17 protein-coding genes are annotated in these 17025 nt (G+C 61.6%); 7 read left to right on the top strand and 10 right to left on the bottom strand.

Annotated elements, in window-relative coordinates:
* Positions 1-4: 4 nt before the first annotated feature.
* Positions 5-922 (bottom strand): LysR substrate-binding domain-containing protein, encoded by a 918-nt coding sequence (locus tag D7241_RS14905; protein ID WP_408102159.1) that lies wholly within the window; start codon positions 920-922, stop codon positions 5-7.
* Positions 923-1021: 99 nt separating this feature from the next.
* On the opposite strand from D7241_RS14905, the gene D7241_RS14900 reads away from it, so the two are divergent.
* Positions 1022-2035, top strand: a complete 1014-nt coding sequence (locus tag D7241_RS14900) for a zinc-binding alcohol dehydrogenase family protein (protein WP_408102158.1) — start codon at positions 1022-1024, stop codon at positions 2033-2035.
* Positions 2036-2060: 25 nt separating this feature from the next.
* Here D7241_RS14900 and D7241_RS14895 read toward each other — a convergent pair whose 3' ends face one another.
* Positions 2061-3260, bottom strand: coding sequence for a Bcr/CflA family multidrug efflux MFS transporter (locus D7241_RS14895; RefSeq protein WP_408102157.1), 1200 nt, complete (start codon positions 3258-3260; stop codon positions 2061-2063).
* Positions 3261-3463: 203 nt separating this feature from the next.
* Between D7241_RS14895 and D7241_RS14890 the strand changes: the two genes are divergently transcribed.
* From D7241_RS14890 to cueR, 3 genes are all read left to right on the top strand, one after another.
* Entirely contained in the window at positions 3464-4093 is a 630-nt protein-coding gene (locus D7241_RS14890; protein ID WP_255977070.1) for a TetR family transcriptional regulator, read from the top strand.
* A 372-nt stretch (positions 4094-4465) separates the two neighbouring features.
* Positions 4466-6847: a heavy metal translocating P-type ATPase gene (locus D7241_RS14885; RefSeq protein ID WP_408102156.1), complete on the top strand. Its 2382-nt coding sequence runs from the start codon at positions 4466-4468 to the stop codon at positions 6845-6847.
* 72 nt (positions 6848-6919) lie between these two features.
* Entirely contained in the window at positions 6920-7318 is a 399-nt protein-coding gene (gene cueR, locus D7241_RS14880; protein ID WP_408102155.1) for a Cu(I)-responsive transcriptional regulator, read from the top strand.
* An 81-nt stretch (positions 7319-7399) separates the two neighbouring features.
* Here cueR and bfr read toward each other — a convergent pair whose 3' ends face one another.
* Positions 7400-7864: a bacterioferritin gene (gene bfr / locus D7241_RS14875; RefSeq protein ID WP_255977077.1), complete on the bottom strand. Its 465-nt coding sequence runs from the start codon at positions 7862-7864 to the stop codon at positions 7400-7402.
* Positions 7865-8020: 156 nt separating this feature from the next.
* The gene (locus D7241_RS14870) at positions 8021-8911 is read right to left on the bottom strand and encodes a PA4780 family RIO1-like protein kinase (protein ID WP_408102154.1); all 891 of its coding nucleotides are present in this window, start codon (positions 8909-8911) and stop codon (positions 8021-8023) included.
* 158 nt (positions 8912-9069) lie between these two features.
* On the opposite strand from D7241_RS14870, the gene ada reads away from it, so the two are divergent.
* Genes ada through D7241_RS14855 form a run of 3 tightly spaced genes read left to right on the top strand, consistent with a single transcriptional unit; the run spans position 9070 to position 11242 of the window.
* On the top strand, positions 9070-10107 hold the full coding sequence (ada, locus tag D7241_RS14865; protein ID WP_408102153.1) for a bifunctional DNA-binding transcriptional regulator/O6-methylguanine-DNA methyltransferase Ada: 1038 nt from the start codon (positions 9070-9072) through the stop codon (positions 10105-10107).
* Between the two features lie 56 nt (positions 10108-10163).
* Positions 10164-10409, top strand: a complete 246-nt coding sequence (locus D7241_RS14860) for a hypothetical protein (RefSeq protein ID WP_255977084.1) — start codon at positions 10164-10166, stop codon at positions 10407-10409.
* Between the two features lie 53 nt (positions 10410-10462).
* Positions 10463-11242: a TatD family hydrolase gene (locus tag D7241_RS14855; protein WP_408102152.1), complete on the top strand. Its 780-nt coding sequence runs from the start codon at positions 10463-10465 to the stop codon at positions 11240-11242.
* A 136-nt stretch (positions 11243-11378) separates the two neighbouring features.
* Here D7241_RS14855 and D7241_RS14850 read toward each other — a convergent pair whose 3' ends face one another.
* The 6 genes from D7241_RS14850 to nfi all read right to left on the bottom strand — a co-directional run bounded on the left by D7241_RS14850 (position 11379) and on the right by nfi (position 16863).
* Positions 11379-11747, bottom strand: a complete 369-nt coding sequence (locus D7241_RS14850) for a DUF3140 domain-containing protein (protein WP_408102151.1) — start codon at positions 11745-11747, stop codon at positions 11379-11381.
* Positions 11744-12262 carry a DUF5872 domain-containing protein gene (locus tag D7241_RS14845; RefSeq protein WP_408102150.1) on the bottom strand — a complete coding sequence of 173 codons (519 nt, stop codon included), beginning with the start codon at positions 12260-12262 and terminating at the stop codon, positions 11744-11746. The genes D7241_RS14850 and D7241_RS14845 overlap by 4 nt, the downstream gene beginning before the upstream one ends.
* A 100-nt stretch (positions 12263-12362) precedes the next feature.
* Positions 12363-14393, bottom strand: coding sequence for a methyl-accepting chemotaxis protein (locus tag D7241_RS14840; RefSeq protein WP_408102149.1), 2031 nt, complete (start codon positions 14391-14393; stop codon positions 12363-12365).
* 259 nt (positions 14394-14652) lie between these two features.
* Positions 14653-15489 (bottom strand): regulatory signaling modulator protein AmpE, encoded by an 837-nt coding sequence (gene ampE / locus D7241_RS14835; protein WP_408102148.1) that lies wholly within the window; start codon positions 15487-15489, stop codon positions 14653-14655.
* Between the two features lie 4 nt (positions 15490-15493).
* Positions 15494-16063, bottom strand: coding sequence for a 1,6-anhydro-N-acetylmuramyl-L-alanine amidase AmpD (gene ampD, locus D7241_RS14830; RefSeq protein ID WP_408102147.1), 570 nt, complete (start codon positions 16061-16063; stop codon positions 15494-15496).
* Between the two features lie 71 nt (positions 16064-16134).
* Positions 16135-16863, bottom strand: coding sequence for a deoxyribonuclease V (gene nfi, locus D7241_RS14825; protein ID WP_408102146.1), 729 nt, complete (start codon positions 16861-16863; stop codon positions 16135-16137).
* Positions 16864-17025 lie beyond the last annotated feature (162 nt).

Here is a 17025-nt window from a genome sequence, read left to right as displayed (position 1 = left end):
CGGATCAAGGCATGAACGGCGCCTGATCGATCAGCGCCCGGCAACGCTCGATCAGGTGTTCGCGCAGCAAGCGCAGGGTTTCGCCCAGGTGAGCCCGATGCGCGCAGATCAAGTTCAGCGGAGCCGGCTCTCCCAGCAGGGCCGGCAACAGTACCGTCAGCCGCCCGGCCTGCACGTCCTGAGCGACATCCAGCCATGACTTGTAGACCAGCCCGTGCCCCGCCAACGCCCAGCGATGTACCACATCGGCGTCGTCACTGATGCGATCGCCTGCTACCACCTGCACCATCTCCCTGCGCCCGTCATGAAAACACCAGCGCTCGTGAACACGCCCGGCCAGCATGAAGCGCAGACAGTTATGTTCGGTCAGTTCATTCAGCTGACGCGGCGCGCCATGACGCGCCAGATACGTTGGCGCGGCGCACAGCACACGTCGATTCGCCGTCGCCACCGGTAGCGCCACCAGACTGGAATCTTCCGGCGTGCCATAGCGCAAGGCGATATCTACCGGCTGACGGAAAAGATCGGCATTGCGGTCTGCCAGGAGCAATCGCAGGCTGATCAGCGGATGCTGCCGCTGAAACTCGTCGAGCCAGGGCAACAACACATTGCGGCCGAAATCAGACGGTGCGGCCAGCTGCAACTGGCCGCTGATGGATGCCTTGCCACCGGCCAGCAGCTGCTGGCCCTCGCTCAAGCTCTGCAAGGCGGCTCGTGCGTGCACCAGATACTGCTCACCCTCACCGGTCAGGCGCAGGCTTCGCGTGGAGCGCACCAGCAATCGGCATCCCAGCTCCGCCTCCAGCCGCTTGAGCGCGGCACTGGCTACTGCTGGCGATAACTCCAATGCGCGGGCCGCCGCGGACAGGCTGCCCAGGTCAGCGGTGCGAACGAAAATTTGCAGATCATCGGTGCGTAGCATTTTCAATATTTCGTTGAAAGAGCGTCGCCTAATATGAGGTTTTTCTTCGCAACAAAAGCCGAACATGGCATCACTTCGCACCGTCATCAAAGGAACAACATGAAAGCTATTGCGTACCGCCAATCCCTACCCATCGATAACCCACAATCGTTGCTGGATATCGAGCTGCCCGAGCCGACGCCAGGGCCGCGTGATCTGTTGGTCGAGGTCCGTGCGATTTCGGTGAATCCGGTGGATACCAAGATCCGCATGCGCGTGCAGCCGGAGGACGGCCAACATCAGGTACTCGGCTGGGACGTTGCAGGCGTGGTGCGTGCGGTGGGCAGCGAGGTCAGCTTGTTCAAGCCTGGCGACGAGGTGTTCTATGCCGGGGCACTGGATCGTCCGGGCGCCAACAGCGAATTGCATCTGGTCGATGAACGCATCGTCGGTCGCAAGCCGTCTTCATTGGATTTCGCTGCAGCGGCGGCTCTACCGCTAACCTCGATTACGGCCTGGGAGCTGCTCTTCGAACGGCTGCAGATCAGCGAGGGAACCGAAGACCAAAACCAACGCCTGCTGATCGTCGGTGCCGCCGGCGGTGTCGGTTCAATTCTTACTCAGTTGGCCCGCCAGCTGACCGGGCTCAAGGTGATCGGCAGCGCCTCGCGCCCCGACACCCAGGCGTGGGTCCGTGAGCACGGCGCCCACGAGGTGATCGATCACAGCCAGCCGCTCGCCGATGAACTGCAGCGCCTGGGCATCGCGGATGTCACTCACGTCGCCAGTCTGACCCACACCGACCTGCACTTGCCGCAAATCGTCGAAGCTCTTCAACCGCAGGGCCGGCTGGCGCTGATCGACGACCCAGCAAGCCTCGATATCAGCCTGCTCAAGCGCAAAAGCCTGTCGTTGCACTGGGAGTTTATGTACACGCGCTCGCTGTACCAGACGCCGGACATGATCGCTCAGCACCAGTTGCTCAACCGCGTTGCCGAGCTAATCGACAACGGTGTGCTAAAGACGACCTTGGGCGAACACTACGGGCGGATCAACGCGCAGAACTTGCGCCGCGCCCATGCCTTTATCGAAAGCGGCAAAGCCAAGGGCAAGATCGTGCTCGAAGGCTTCTGAATCGCTCTACAGGCTGTGCTCACCGTTAAGACGACGCACCGCCGTCGGGCCGTCGCGAAGCCATCTGCTGGCCTGTGTACCAGGCCAGGCATGCAGCCACCAGGGCGCAAACGGAGATTACAAAAGCCATCGGCACCGCCGTGCCGTTGTGCAACGCACCCACCGCTGCCGAAGCAGCCGCAGCGATGCCGAACTGCAGACTGCCCATCAACGCCGAGGCCATTCCAGCCTGCTGGCCTTGCCGCGCCATGGCACAGGCGGTCACGTTCGGCAGAATGCTGCCGAGGGTCGCCAGGCCCATGAACAGCGGAATCAGCAACGGCCAGAGCGCATCGGGCTCGCTCAATGCGACCACCAGCAGCACGGCACCGCAGGCGGAATAGAACCAGACGAAACGTCGCAGCCAGAATCCCGGACCACGCAGCCGCACCAGGCGCGCATTGATTTGCGAGACCAGAATGAAGCCTGCCGCATTGCTGCCGAACAGCCAGCCGTAATGCTCGGCCGGCACGCCATAAAGTTCGATGAAAACAAATGGTGATCCGGCAATGTAGGCGAACATTCCGGCCATCGCCACGCCGCCGCAGAGCGCGAAGGCGATGAATTCGCGATCACGGAACAGCTCGATATAACGCCCAAGGGTGCCGCCGAGGTGGTGTTTCGGCGCATCCGCCGGAAGGGTTTCCGGCAACCACAGCGCGACCGCAAGGCCGCAGACAGCACTGAAGACCGTTAGCGAGATGAATATCGATTGCCAGCCAAAAGCGTTATTCAACAGGCCACCGGCCAGCGGCGCGAGGATCGGTGCCAGCCCCATCACCAACATCAGCTGGGAAAACACCTTGGCCGCCTGCACCGGATCGCAGCTATCACGCACTACTGCACGCGTCACCACGATCCCGGCGCAACCACCAAGCGCCTGAACGAATCGCGCCGCGATTAGCCAGTCCAGCGTCGGCGCGAAGGAACACGCCAGAGAAGCCAGGGTAAACAGCGTCACGCCGACCAGCAGCGGCCAGCGCCGCCCGTAGCGATCAGCCAAGGGGCCATAGACCAACTGGCCGAATGCGAGCCCAATGAAGTAAGCAGCCAGCGACAGTTGCACATGCTCGGCATCGGTGGCGAAATCTCGCGCCATTGCCGGAAACGCGGGCAGATAAAAGTCGATGGCCAGCGGGCCGAAGGCACTGAGGGCGCCCAATATCAGGAGAAGCGGGAGGCGCATTGAGATAACTCACAAGCTGGAAAAAAGCAGATGCACAGCGCACGACAAGGTCGCGGCTGAGATCGAACGTTTACAGAGAAGGTAAGATGCTGTTACATACACAGACGATTGTAAACAACCAAAGTTGCAGAAGTTGAAGACGAACTGCACACCACTACGCCCGACAGGGCCCTAACGCAGCCAGAAGCTGCCGTAGCTCAAACATGCGAAGAACCAAAGAAGACGCCGAAAAGACCCGCATTGCCCTACTGGCTTCCGCCGAGCGGTTGTTCCTGGACAAGGGGGTGGCGCATACCAGCCTCGACCAGATCGCTCGCGATGCCGGCGTTACCCGTGGCGCTGTGTATTGGCACTTCCAGAACAAGGCTCATCTGTTTCATGAAATGCTCAATCAGGTTCGCCTGCCGCCCGAGCAGATGGCTGAACGCCTCTGTAGTTGCACGCAACAGCAACCTTTGCGGGCGCTGCGTGAGCTCTGCATCGAGGGCATCACTTCGTTGGGCCGCGATGAGCAAAAGCGACGAGTGATGACCATCCTGCTTCACCGCTGCGAGTTCACCGAAGAACTGCGTGAAGCCGAAGAGCGCCACCATGCGTTTATCAATCTGTTCATCGAGCTCTGCGAAAAGTTGCTGGAAAGCGCGGCCAGCCACCTTAATCCCGGAGTCACCCCACGACTCGCCGCCCGTACGCTGCATGCATTGATAGTTGGCTTGTTCAGCGACTGGACCCGTGACCCGACAATATTCGACCCCGAAGTCGACGGCCCCGCGCTGATCGACCCGATTTTCCGTGGCCTGGCAAAAGACTGGGAAAGCTCGCCCATTATCTGATCCGAGCGCGATAGGCGGCAGTCTCTCTGCTGCCGATCCGCTTACCGGACCTGATGCCCCCTCTTTGCTCGATCACTCAGGTATTGCCGCCTCACTGAGTCTTGCCCCAACCCGCACCCCGCCAGCATCGAGATCATGTCGACGCTGGCATTGCCATCGCAACCGGATCGTGTGGTCACAGCGCGCTCACAATGCGCCAGTCATACCGCTCATTTTGACGTCTGCGTCGACACGCCCTTTAACTGTCCTACGGATAGCTCGACTTTGTCGCATGGACAGCGTCCAACAGCTCAAATACGGCACGGGACGCCGGGGTTGACCTTGCCATAGGGTTAAGGTTGATCATCGCTGACAGGCTAATCGGGAGTGAAGATGTCCAGCTCAACCTACACCCTGCCTATCACCGGCATGACCTGCGCCAGCTGCGCCGGACGAGTCGAGCGCGCTCTGCTGAAGGTGCCCGGTGTAGAGCGCGCAGCCGTGAACCTGGCCGCCGAGCAAGCTCGTATCGAAGCCGCCAAGGGCAATCTCGCCGGGCTGATACAAGCCGTGGAGAACGCCGGATATGGCGTGCCGGTACAGACCCTAGAACTGACAATCGACGGGATGACCTGCGCCAGTTGCGCAGGCCGGGTCGAGCGGGCGCTGCTAAAAGTGCCGGGCGTGCGTAGTGCATCGGTGAATCTGGCCAGCGAGCGCGCCCATATCGAGGTGCTTGGCGCGGTCGATTCGGCGGTATTGCTCCAGGCGGTCGAAGCAGCCGGCTATAAGGCTCAGGCCAGCCATTCGGAACAGCCAACCTCAGACAATACCGAGCGCCGTCTGCGTCACGAGCGCTGGGCGGTCATCGCCGCGCTGCTGCTGGCTGCGCCGCTGGTAGTGCCGATGTTTGGCGAGCTGTTCGATCAGCACTGGATGCTGCCGCCCTGGGTGCAATTCCTGCTGGCGACGCCGGTGCAGTTCATCCTCGGAGCGCGCTTCTACATCGCCGGCTGGAAGGCGGTACGGGCCGGCGCCGGCAACATGGATTTGTTGGTCGCTATCGGCACCAGCGCCGGCTACGGCTTGAGCCTCTACCAATGGTGGGTCGCGTCTGCCGGCCAAACGCCGCATTTGTACTTCGAGGCATCGGCAGTCGTCATCGCCCTGGTGTTGCTCGGCAAGTATCTAGAGAGCCGCGCCAAACGCCAGACCAGTGCCGCCATCCGCGCCCTTGAAGCGCTACGTCCCGATCGAGCGGTGCGGGTCGTCGGCGGTCGCGAAGAGGATGTCGCGATCGCTGTGCTGCGGCTGGATGACTTGGTGCTGGTGAAGCCCGGCGAGCGCTTTCCGGTCGATGGCGAGGTGGTCGACGGCGAAAGTCAGGCCGACGAGGCGTTGATCAGCGGCGAGAGCCTGCCGGTTGCCAAAGCTCCCGGCGACCGCATCACCGGCGGCGCTATCAATGGTGAGGGGCGGCTGTTGGTACGCACCACCGCGCTGGGTGGCGAGACGGTGCTGGCGCGCATCATCCGTCTGGTCGAAGACGCCCAGGCCGCCAAGGCGCCGATCCAGAAATTGGTCGACAAGGTCAGCCAGGTGTTCGTCCCGGCAGTGCTGGTGATCGCGGTATGCACGGTGATCGGCTGGCTATTGGCCGGCGCGTCGGCGGAAGTCGCGCTGATCAACGCGGTCGCGGTACTGGTGATCGCCTGCCCCTGCGCCCTCGGGCTCGCCACCCCGGCGGCGATCATGGCCGGAACTGGCGTGGCGGCGCGTTACGGCATTCTGATCAAGGACGCCGAGGCGCTGGAAGTCGCTCACGCTGTCACGGCGGTAGCCTTCGACAAGACCGGCACCCTGACCTCAGGCAAGCCACGAATCGTGCATCTTCATGCAAACGATGGCGATGAGGCCGCGCTGCTGCAGCTGGCCGGTGCGCTGCAACGCGGCAGTGAGCATCCGCTGGCGCGGGCAGTACTGGACCGCTGCGAAGAGCGCGGGCTGGACGTGCCTGATGTAGAGCAGAGCCAATCGCTGACCGGGCGCGGCATCGCTGGTGATCTAGACGGCCGTTCGCTGGTCCTGGGCAACCGGCGGCTGCTGGACGATAACGGCCTTCAGCCAGGCGATTTCACTGAGCAGGCGCAGGCCTGGGAAGCCGAAGGGCGCACCCTGTCCTGGCTGATCGAGACGGCTCCGCAGCCGCGTGTGCTTGGCCTGTTCGCTTTCGGCGATAGCCTCAAGGACGGCGCGGCGGACGCAATCGCCGCGCTGAACACGAGAAATATCGAAAGCCACCTGATCACCGGCGACAACCGCGGCAGTGCCCGTGTGGTGGCGGAGGCGCTGCAGATCCACAGCGTGCATGCCGAGGTCTTGCCTGCGGACAAAGCCGCAACGGTCGTCGAACTGAAGAAAGGTGGCGCGGTGGTGGCGATGGTCGGCGACGGCATCAACGATGCGCCGGCATTGGCCGCAGCCGACGTCGGCATCGCCATGGGCGGCGGCACAGACGTGGCCATGCACGCCGCCGGCATCACCCTGATGCGCGGCGATCCGCGACTGGTACCGGCGGCGCTGGAGATCAGTCGGCGCACGTATAGCAAGATCCAGCAGAATCTGTTCTGGGCGTTCATCTATAACCTGGTGGGCATTCCGCTTGCAGCCTTGGGCTTCCTTAACCCGGTGATGGCCGGCGCGGCGATGGCGCTGTCGAGCGTCAGCGTGGTCAGCAATGCGCTGCTGCTCAAGCGCTGGAAACCGGAGCGGTAGCAGATGTACCCATCGCAACGAGGCCACGTTAAACGGATGCAACCTCGACCCCTGCAAAGAATTGGAGACAGCATGAATATTGGTCAGGCAGCGAAGAACACCGGCCTGTCGGCAAAGATGATTCGCTACTACGAATCCATCGACCTGATCAGCCCCGCCGGACGCAGCGCCAACGGTTATCGTCACTATGCCCAGGAAGACCTGCACCGCCTCGCCTTCATCAAGCGCTCACGCGATATGGGCTTTTCGCTGGAAGAAGTGGGCAAGCTGCTCACGCTCTGGCAGGACCGCCAGCGTGCCAGCGCCGATGTGAAGGCGCTGGCTGGTTCGCACATCGACGCGTTGACCCAGAAGATCGCCGAGCTGGTAGGTCTGCGCGACACATTGCAGGAGCTAGTCGATACCTGCCACGGCGATGACCGCCCGGATTGCCCAATTCTGAAGGGCCTGGAGTCCGGCGGGTGCGGTTGAGCGGCAGCTGGTTTGCTGGCTTATAACGGTAGTAGAGATGTCTGTTTCAACTTGTAGCTTATGGCTGAAGCTTAGATGCTTTCACGCCTGCGACTGCAGATAGTTCTGTAAACCGATGCGGTCGATCAGTCCGAGCTGCTGCTCCAGCCAGTAGGCGTGATCTTCTTCGGTATCCATCAACTGCAGCGCCAGAATATCGCGCGTCTGGTAATCGCCCTGCTGCTCGGCCAGCGCCATGCCTTTGGCGAGGGCTTCACGAACCTTGTACTCCAGCGCCAGATCGCTGCGCAGCATCTCCGGCACGGTATGTCCTGCGTTTATCGCCTCGGGCGTCATATCGGGCGTGCCTTCGAGGAACAGGATGCGTTGCAGCAACGCATCGGCGTGCTGGGTTTCCTCCTCCATCTCGTGATTGATTCGCTCGTAGAGTTTGCTGAAACCCCAATCGGCATACATACGCGAGTGCAGAAAATACTGGTCGCGCGCGGCCAGCTCTCCACGCAGCAGTTCTTTCAGATATTCGATGACTTGTGGCTGACCTTGCATTGCGACTCTCTCCTGCTCGCATTGAAACGCCGGCAATGATACGCCCAATCCGCGTCGGACGAAGCGTGCCCCTGCCATTACCGTGTAAGCGTGCCCGGTGAGTTCAGCATAGGCCGACAACTCATATTAAGCATGTCGGCACGGCTCAGAGGCAGCTCAGTTGCGCATCCACGGCGGTGTTGGCGGCTCGTCGCCAGGCGCATCCGTTGCGTTGCGCAGGGCTTCTTTGCGCGCCTGGTCTGCGAGTGTCGCCTTGATCTCGCGCATTACCGCGTCCAGATCGGCGGCGTCTTCCGGCTCGGCGAACTCACCGGTCAATTCGGTATCCGCCGTTAACTTGCCATCTTCGTAAAGTGCCCACATTTCCTTGGCGTAGCGAGTGAACTTGAGCTCCGGCGCGAAGCGTCCGAAATACGCCGCCATGTTGCCAACATCGCGCTCGAGCATTTCGAAGGCGTGGTTGTTACCCGCTGCGTCCACCGCCTGCGGCAGGTCGATGATCACTGGGCCGTGTTCGTCGAGCAGCACGTTGAATTCAGAAAGGTCGCCATGTACCAATCCGGCACAGAGCATTTTCACGACTTCGCCGATCATGAAGGCATGAAATTCCCGGGCATCGTCGGGATGCAGGTCGACGTCGTTGAGACGCGGCGCGGCGTCGCCGTCTTCGTCCGAGATCATCTCCATCAACAGCACGCCGTCGAGAAAGTCGTAAGGCTTGGGCACGCGTACACCGGCGTCCGCCAGGCGGAACAGTGCAGCCACTTCAGCGTTCTGCCAGTTCTCTTCCTTTTCCTTGCGCCCATGCTTCGAGCCCTTGGCCATGGCACGGGCGTCGCGGCTGCTGCGGACCTTGCGGCCTTCCTGATATTTAACCGCCTGGCGAAAGCTGCGGTTGTTAGCTTCTTTGTACACCTTTGCGCAGCGCAGCTCGTCACCACAGCGCACCACATATACAGCTGCTTCCTTGCCGCTCATCAGCGGCCGCAACACTTCGTCGATCAGCCCATCCTCGACCAGCGGCTCGAGTCGTTTTGGCGTTTTCATCAGCGGCTTACAGACCCTATTCGACTATGCAGACCTGCAGGTTACGGTAATCGTCAGCACGCTTCCATGCTCGCCCGCAAGTTTGAAAGCGCAATGCGTATTGGCGTACAAGGCGATCAGGACGGACAATCGAATTCAACCCACGATGGAGCCGCGCGATGATCGATTTCGACCGCTGCTGGCAAGCCCTCTGTGAGCGCGATGCAGGCTTCGACGGCCGCTTCGTGTTCGCCGTCCGCTCGACCCGCATCTTCTGCCGTCCGAGTTGCCCGGCGCGCCGACCACGGCGTGACGGCGTCAGCTTTTTTAGCAATGCCGCCGATGCCGAAGCCGCAGGCTATCGTGCCTGCATGCGTTGCTCGCCACACGGCCAGAGCCCGGCCGAACAGCTGGATGAACTGGTGATTGCCGCTTGTCGCCTGCTCGACGAAAGTCCTGAGCCGATAACACTGGACAAGCTGGCTGCCCGCATTGGCCTGTCCTCGTCGCATCTGGCCCGCGCCTTCAAGGCCCGCATCGGCTTTACACCCCACGCCTGGGCCGCAGCGCGTCGCCGCGAGCGGCTGGAGACGCGTCTGCCAGCAGCCGATTCGGTATTGGGTGCAGCGCTGGATGCGGGTTACGGCAGCACTCGCGGCGCCTACCAGAACGTCACGGCACTGAGCCCGGCGCAGCGCCGGCGCAAGGGTGCTGGCGAGTCGCTGCGCTATGCAATCAGCGTCTGTCCGCTGGGTCTGCTGTTGGTCGCTGCCAGCGACAAGGGAATCTGCGCACTATTGTTCGGTAACGACGAGCAGGAATTGTTGAGCGAACTGCAGTCGCGCTTCGCCGCAGCCGAATTGCGGCGCGATCAGACTGGCCTGGGCGACTGGCTGCAGCCGATTTTGGCCCAACTGGCCGAGCCATCACACGCCGTTCGGCTACCACTGGATCTGCGAGGCAGTGCTTTCCAGCAGCGCGTCTGGCAGGCATTGCAAGACATCCCCCCTGGCCAGACCCGCCGCTACGGCGAGCTGGCCGAAAGCCTCGGCAGCCATGCCCGCGCCGTTGCCCGTGCCTGTGCGAGCAATCCAGTCGGGCTGCTGGTGCCCTGCCATCGGGTCGTTGGGGCCAACCAAGCGCTGACCGGCTACCGCTGGGGCATCGAGCGCAAGGCGGCATTGCTTGAATCGGAGCGTGACGATTCGGGAGCCTGAGCGCGATTCGGCGGTCGGATATTGCATATCCCCGAACCAAGAAGCAGAGAGCCGCCATGACCGAACTGAAACGCTACCGCATTCACTATCTCATCAACGGAAACCCGGCCTCGCTGACGCTCAGCTCCTTCGAAGAACCCGACATGGAACAGGCCGAACTGGAAATTCTCCTGCATCATGTCCGCGAGCCACGCGCGACGACTGACGCACCCTGGGAAATTCCGGTACGTTCGAGCGAGCACAGCCGCATGGCCGAGCTGGGCGTCAGCGACATCCAGATCGAGGAAGAAACGCTCCGCTGAGTTCCGCCACCTCCGCCTTTCAGCCCTACCGATACCAGGCCAGGAGATCTGCCGTGCCCCTGATCGACACCCACACTCATCTCGACTTCGACCCCTTCGACGCCGATCGCAGTGAAGTGCTGGCCCGCTGCACGGCGGTCGGTGTGGAGCGCGTGCTGGTGCTAGGCGTGCACCAGGCGAATTGGGAAAGGGTCTGGCAGCTGGCGCTGGACGAACCGGCCGTATACGCCGCGCTGGGGTTGCATCCGGTATTTCTGCAAGACCACAGACCCGAGCATATCGACAATCTGCGCGATTGGCTGCAGCGCTTGAGCGGGCAAGACAAGCTCTGTGCCATCGGCGAGATCGGTCTGGATTATTACATCGAGACCCCAAACAAGGAGCGCCAGCAGCAGTTATTGGAAGCTCAACTCGACTTGGCCGACGAGTTCGAACACCCGGTGCTGTTGCATGTGCGCCGCGCCCATGCCCCGATGATTGCCGCGCTGAAGCAGCGCAAGCTCAAACGTGCGGGTATCGCCCACGCGTTCAGCGGTAGTTGGGAGGAAGCGCGGGAATACATCAGACTCGGCTACAAACTCGGCCTCGGCGGCGCCGGCACCTGGCCCCAAGCGCATCGCATGCATCGGGTACTTCAGCAACTGCCGCTGGAAAGCATCGTGCTGGAAACGGATGCCCCGGATATCACGCCGCACAGCCATGCCGGCCAACGCAACAGTCCGGAATTCCTTCCCGATATCTGCCGTGAATTGGCCGAGCTGCGTGGCATCAGTCCCGACGAACTGGCTAATGTCAGCTACCGAAACAGCTGCGAGCTGTTCGGCTGGAAGTGAGGATCAGCTGACCAAACCGGCACGTGCTTCATCGAACGCCGCATCGCCGCAGCTGCCAGCGAATCACTACGATCAGACGGAACGCCCTGGCAACGTTGAAGCCGAGATCACCAGCTTCAATACGGAACAGCGGAACTCAGTCCTCCAGCGGATCGTGTCCCCAATTCATTAACGAGCGGCGCCAACGGCTATCTTGGATGTCGCCCTTTGGCCGCTGGGCCAGATGCCGATGGACGTAACCGATGACCTTGCGCATGGCTTGGTAGTCGTCTTCTTCGAGATCAGCCTGACGCCGCCCCTTGAGTTCCAGAATGCGCTCGCCCATGGCATGGCCAACCGCTTCGCCATCGCTCGGCGCGGTGACTTTTTCCCCCTCGGCAGTCATGCCGACACTGCGGCTGATCTCACTCTCAAGCCAACGGCGCAGGGCTGACGGCGTCATGTTCACGACCTGATGGAACTCTTCGCGGATATCCCGCCGAGCATTGTCATCAAGTGTGCTCATCGCTCGCCCTCCCGCTTCAGCGCCGCGACCAGCTCATCCTTCTTCATCTTCGAGCGCCCACGAATGCCGCGCTGGGCGGCGCGGCGCATCAGTTCGGGTTTGTTCAGTCCGCTCAGGGCCGGTTCGCGCTCGCGGCTGGCCTTGTGCGCGACGTCTGCCGGTTGCTTTGAATGCTGCTTGCCGCGCCGTGAGTCCGCGCGTTTCTTGCGTGTCGTGCGGGCATGTTCTTCGTCGCTGAGTGATTCTCGCGCGTGCTTGGGCAGATAACGCTCGCCGGTTTCGCCAGAAGGTTTACCGGACTGGGTGCCCCAATCCTCGCGGGTCCACTCTCGTAGATGGTTGTCGGCCGATTTCTTGCCTTCGTAGCCACCGCCGCGCTTTTTGTATTCCTGCACGGCATATTGCGCCTTGCGCGCGGACCACTGGCCGGGCTCGCCGCCCTTGTCGCCATCGGTGACCTCTTTCTTGACCCGCTCCCACAGTTGCGGATCGGTCTTTTTCGCGGTGCTGGACATAGCGCGCTCCCGGGTTCGCCTTTTTGGCAGACCCGGGTATGTGAGGCGCTGTTCACAAGGATGCGATGGACGGCTGCGCGTCGTCGCCTGAGGCCAACGATCAGACGCGGAACGCACCGATCAATTGTTGCAGGCGTCCCACCAGTTCGGTCAGCTCGCGGCTGGCTTGCTCGGTATGCCCGGCTCCTTCAGCAGTTCGCTGCCCGGCTTCGTTGATCGCGACGATGTTGCGATCGATGTCGTGAGCCACCGCGGTTTGCTCCTCTGCCGCCGCGGCGATCTGCTGGTTCTGGTCGACGATGACGCCGACCGCGCCAAGGATATTCTCCAGCGCCTGACGAACCTGCGCCGACTGGCTGACCGTTTCCTCGGCCATCGAATGGCTGGAATGCATGGTTTTGACCGCGGCGCCGACACCGCCCTGGAGCCGCCCGATCATCTGCTCGATTTCTTCGGTGGACTGCTGGGTGCGTTTGGCCAGGCTGCGCACTTCATCAGCGACCACAGCGAAACCACGCCCCTGTTCGCCGGCGCGTGCGGCCTCGATTGCGGCATTGAGCGCCAGCAGGTTGGTCTGCTCAGCGACACCTTTGATTACATCCAGTACCTGGCTGATGGCCTTGCTGTCACTGGCCAGCTGATTGATCACGCTGACCGATTGCTCGATCTCAGCGGCCAATCGCTCGATGCCGCCAACCTGCGCCTCGACCAGGCTGCGACCGCTAACCGTTTCTTCATTGACGCTCTGCGCGCTGCCGACCGCCGCTTCGGCGCTGGTGGCGACTCCCTGTGCGGTTGCTGACATCTGGTTCATCGCAGTAGCGACCTGCTCGATTTGTCCGCGCTGCTCGGACACCGTCTGGTTGCTTTCGCCCGAGACGGTTTCGACGCGTGAAGCTTGACGTTCCACCTCACCGACCGTCTGACCAACCCGCTCGATCAGATCACGTATCTTAGCCACGGTCTCGTTGAATACCTGACCCAGCTCACCCAACTCATCACGGCTTTGCACTTGGAAACGCGCGGTCATGTCGCCAGCAGCAACGCGGTCCATGGTTGCACCAAGGCTCTTCAGCGACGCGCGAGTGGACATGTAGAAGGCGCTGTAAAGATAGACCACAAGCACGAACACCAGGACTAGCGCGGTGAGCAGCGAGATCATCAGCAGGCGTTTCTGCTCCAGACGCTGCTCCAATTCACCGTCCAGGAAGCCGAGAATCGAATCGTTGAGTGCGTAGGTCTTCGCCATCTCGGCGCTGATCAGGTCGTAAAAATTCTCCCACGGATGATCCAGCGCTTCGGCCATGATCACTTGGTCTTGAAAGATATCGCTGCTGATCTTCAGAGAATCGCGGCTAGCGGCAGTGTAGCTTTCAAGCTGGCGCTGCGCGGAGGCGCTGCTGCCCAGCACGTCCTGCAGTTGGGCGCCGTATTGAGCCTGTTGCTTTTCCAGTTCGAGGAGCAGTTCGTCCAGCTTGTTGCTGGCGTCGGAGTTCAGGTAGCCCTGGCCAAAGGTGTAGGAGCCGATCGCCCTGCCCTCGCCGAGGATGGCCGTGATCGAGGGCGTGACCGAGGTCAGCAGTTCGGCGAGCATCCGCACATCGCGCTGGCTGTCCTGACTCAAGCCGGACTGACTGGCAATCAGCTTGATCATCACCTGCGCCTTGCCCAGCAACGCACGCGCCATGGCGGCCTTAGCCTGCAGCGATTGCTGCGCCTGCGCCTCGCGCAGGGCCGCGTCGAGCTCATCTCGGCGGGTGTTGAATTCGGCGACCTGTTCGGGGTTGTCGCTGACTGGCACCAGGCTTTGCATCCGCGACGACAACTCTCGTTCAGCGTCCGCCAGCCGGGTCACCAGCGCCTGGACTTCACCGGTCTGACCGATGATACCCTCGATTTCGACCAGGTCTTTCCAGTCCTCCATCTCGCGTCGCAGCTGCAATGCGGTACCCAGCAGCTCGAGGCTTTGCAGCTCCGTGCGGGTGCCCACGAACTCCCGGTACGAGTCGCGTACCAAATAGAAATTAGTCAGCAACATAGGAACGAAGAAAAGGACGCTGATCAGACTGAACTTCATTCCGAAGCTCAGGCGATTCATCAATGCGATAGCGGGATACAACAGGCTTTTCAAAAGACGTCTCCCAGTTTCTTGTTGTATTGCTGGCAACATCGATGGCTGCAGCAGGGCTCGTCAAAGAGGTGGCACGAGAAAACTTATACTGGATATCGGTCGCGGGTTATGTAACTTAAGGTAATGGCAGGATGGTGGCCCGACAAGTGGCAGAAGGCTCGCCGATTCCGGCATATCCACGGCATTTATACGATCAGCGGCGGTTGCCGGAACGCTGCGAGGCAGGAACACAATCGGCCGAAAGATCTGTCCGTGATCGCTAAAGAAGAATGATCCAAAGAGCGATGGCCGCGTACCAAAGCATGCGCGTGCGCACCAGCAGGGCCGCGAGACTGTCGAGTCGGGCGAGGCCCGCTTCACCTTCGAAGGCGTCGCTCAGATCGGCCGCAGCCGGGCCTACATCCGCCAGCAGCTGCCTGGCGGGAATCTCCCAGTGCAGCAAGTCATGCAGCAACGCGCGATTGACCGCGACGAAGTTGCCAACCAGCCCGAAGCTGGCAAGCAGGACCCGCACGGGCAACCAGTCGAAGGCGTGCAGTAGCTGCCCGGCCCGCTCGCGCAGGGCTTCGCTCCGGGCGTGCTCGACGGTTAATGAAAGCAGGCGGTAGGCCAGTGCGGCCATGGGCCCAAGCAGCACATACCAGAAGATCACAGCAAAAAAACCTTGGTGGCTGCGCCAAAGCAGTTGCGCTTCTACAGCTCGCAGCAGGCTTGGCGCGTCCGACGCATTGATGCCCAGATCGCGCTCGGCCACCAACGCGGCCGCCTCACCATCGTCACGCCGCCAGGCATCGCGGAACGGCCCGAGCTCGCGCTTGCTTTGTCCGCGACCAAGGCTGTAAAGCAGCACTAGTAGATGCAGAGGCAAGCTGAGCCAGCCGTAGGCCAATGGCTTGAGCGCGATCAACAACAAGCCGAGCAGCAGGATCGGCAGCAGCACCGCCACCAGCAGGCTCAGCCATGGTTTGGACGCCAGCGCAGGGCGACTTTCGATCCGTCGCAGCAGATGCAGCCAAGGACCATCCTGCTGCACATCTCGCCGCCAATCGGTGAGTTTGTCGATCAGCAGTACCAGCAACACCACGAGAAAAATCATCTATCTATCCTTCTGGGCAGTCCCACGCAACGATCGCCGTCGCGCGCAGGCGCTGCCAATCGAATGCTGGTCCCGGGTCGGTCTTGCGTCCCGGAGCGATGTCGCTGTGGCCACAGACCCGATCCGGCGTGATCGCCGGGTAGGCTTGCTGCAGCAGGTGGCAGAGCTGGATCAGGCTTTCGTACTGAGCCTCGCTGAATGGCGCGTCATCGGTGCCCTCCAATTCGATGCCAAGGGAAAAATCGTTGCAACTGTCGCGCCCGTCGAAGCGCGACATGCCTGCGTGCCAAGCACGATCCAGGCAGGAGACAAACTGGGTGATGGCGCCATCACGTTCGATGAGGAAATGCGCCGACACCTGCAGGGTCGCGATTTCTTCGAAGAAAGGGTGCTCTTCGGTGGGCAGGCAGTTCTGAAAAAACTGCTGAACCTTGCCAGTCCCGAAACAACCGGGCGGCAGGCTGATGTTGTGAATGACCAACAGCGATATTTCGCCGTCGGGGCGCTGATTGAAGTTGGGCGAGGGGCAATGGCGAATGCCTCGACACCAGCCTGTCGCATGATCCAACAGCATCGGGGCGGAACCTGGAAAACCTGCGGGTCTGCAGGCTAGCGCCTGCAAGCGGCTTACTGCAAGCCGTCGCGCTATTCGAAGCTCATCGTCTGCTGGGTGCTGGCGCGCTTTTCATCCCGGCGCGAGGCCAGGCGGTCGGCCAACCGCGTCGGTTCCGGCAGGCGATAACGGGTGACATAACGCATCACCAACTGCGGTGCGGTCGCCAGGCTTACCCGGTTGCCGGGCGAAATGATCAACGGGCGCACCTTATCCTTGCTGCGTAAAACAGCGCCGATCACCCTGCCATCCTTTGCCAACAGATCAACCTGATCACCACGCTGCTCGCCGAGTTCCGCGTGGTGACCGGTAAGGATCTTCTTCGCCACACCGATCGTCGGCAGGCCGGTAATCACACCCAGGTGGGCGGCGATGCCAAGCCCACGCGGATGAGCGATGCCGTGCCCATCGGAGAGAATAAGATCCGGCACCTGACCAAGCGAATCGAGCGCTTGCAACACAGCGGGCAGCTCGCGAAAGGACAACAGGCCCGGAATATACGGCATGCAAGTCGGAATCCGCGCGAGTGCCTGCGCCACTGGCTCAAGTGTTTCGGCATCGAGCAGAACCACTGCAGCACGGGTGATCTTGCCGCCCTCCTCGAATCCGACATCGACGCCGGCAATCAGCCGCAACGGACCGAAGTCATCTTCCAGCACGACCTTGCCTGCCAGTTGCTTCTGCATTTCCCGGGCGGCGGCGGTGCTGCCATCCCATCCGGAAAACGCATCGGGATGACCTGGTGGTGCGACTGCTGTCATGAAAATCCCCTCTGATGTAACTCTGATGGGTAGCGCCGCGAGCGGTTCCGCCCCATTAGACTGATTGTGACTGGACAGTCGCGGAAAAAAATAAGACGCTCCTGCCGGATAGCGGCAGATTTACCCTGCTTTGCCCCTTATAAAAATAATCGGAATAGCCAG

The organism is Stutzerimonas sp. VN223-3, from assembly GCF_045999685.1.
Classification (GTDB): domain Bacteria; phylum Pseudomonadota; class Gammaproteobacteria; order Pseudomonadales; family Pseudomonadaceae; genus Stutzerimonas; species Stutzerimonas stutzeri_AR.
The sequence above is the reverse complement of the archived record's forward strand: the minus strand, read 5'-3'. Positions and strand labels throughout refer to the sequence as shown.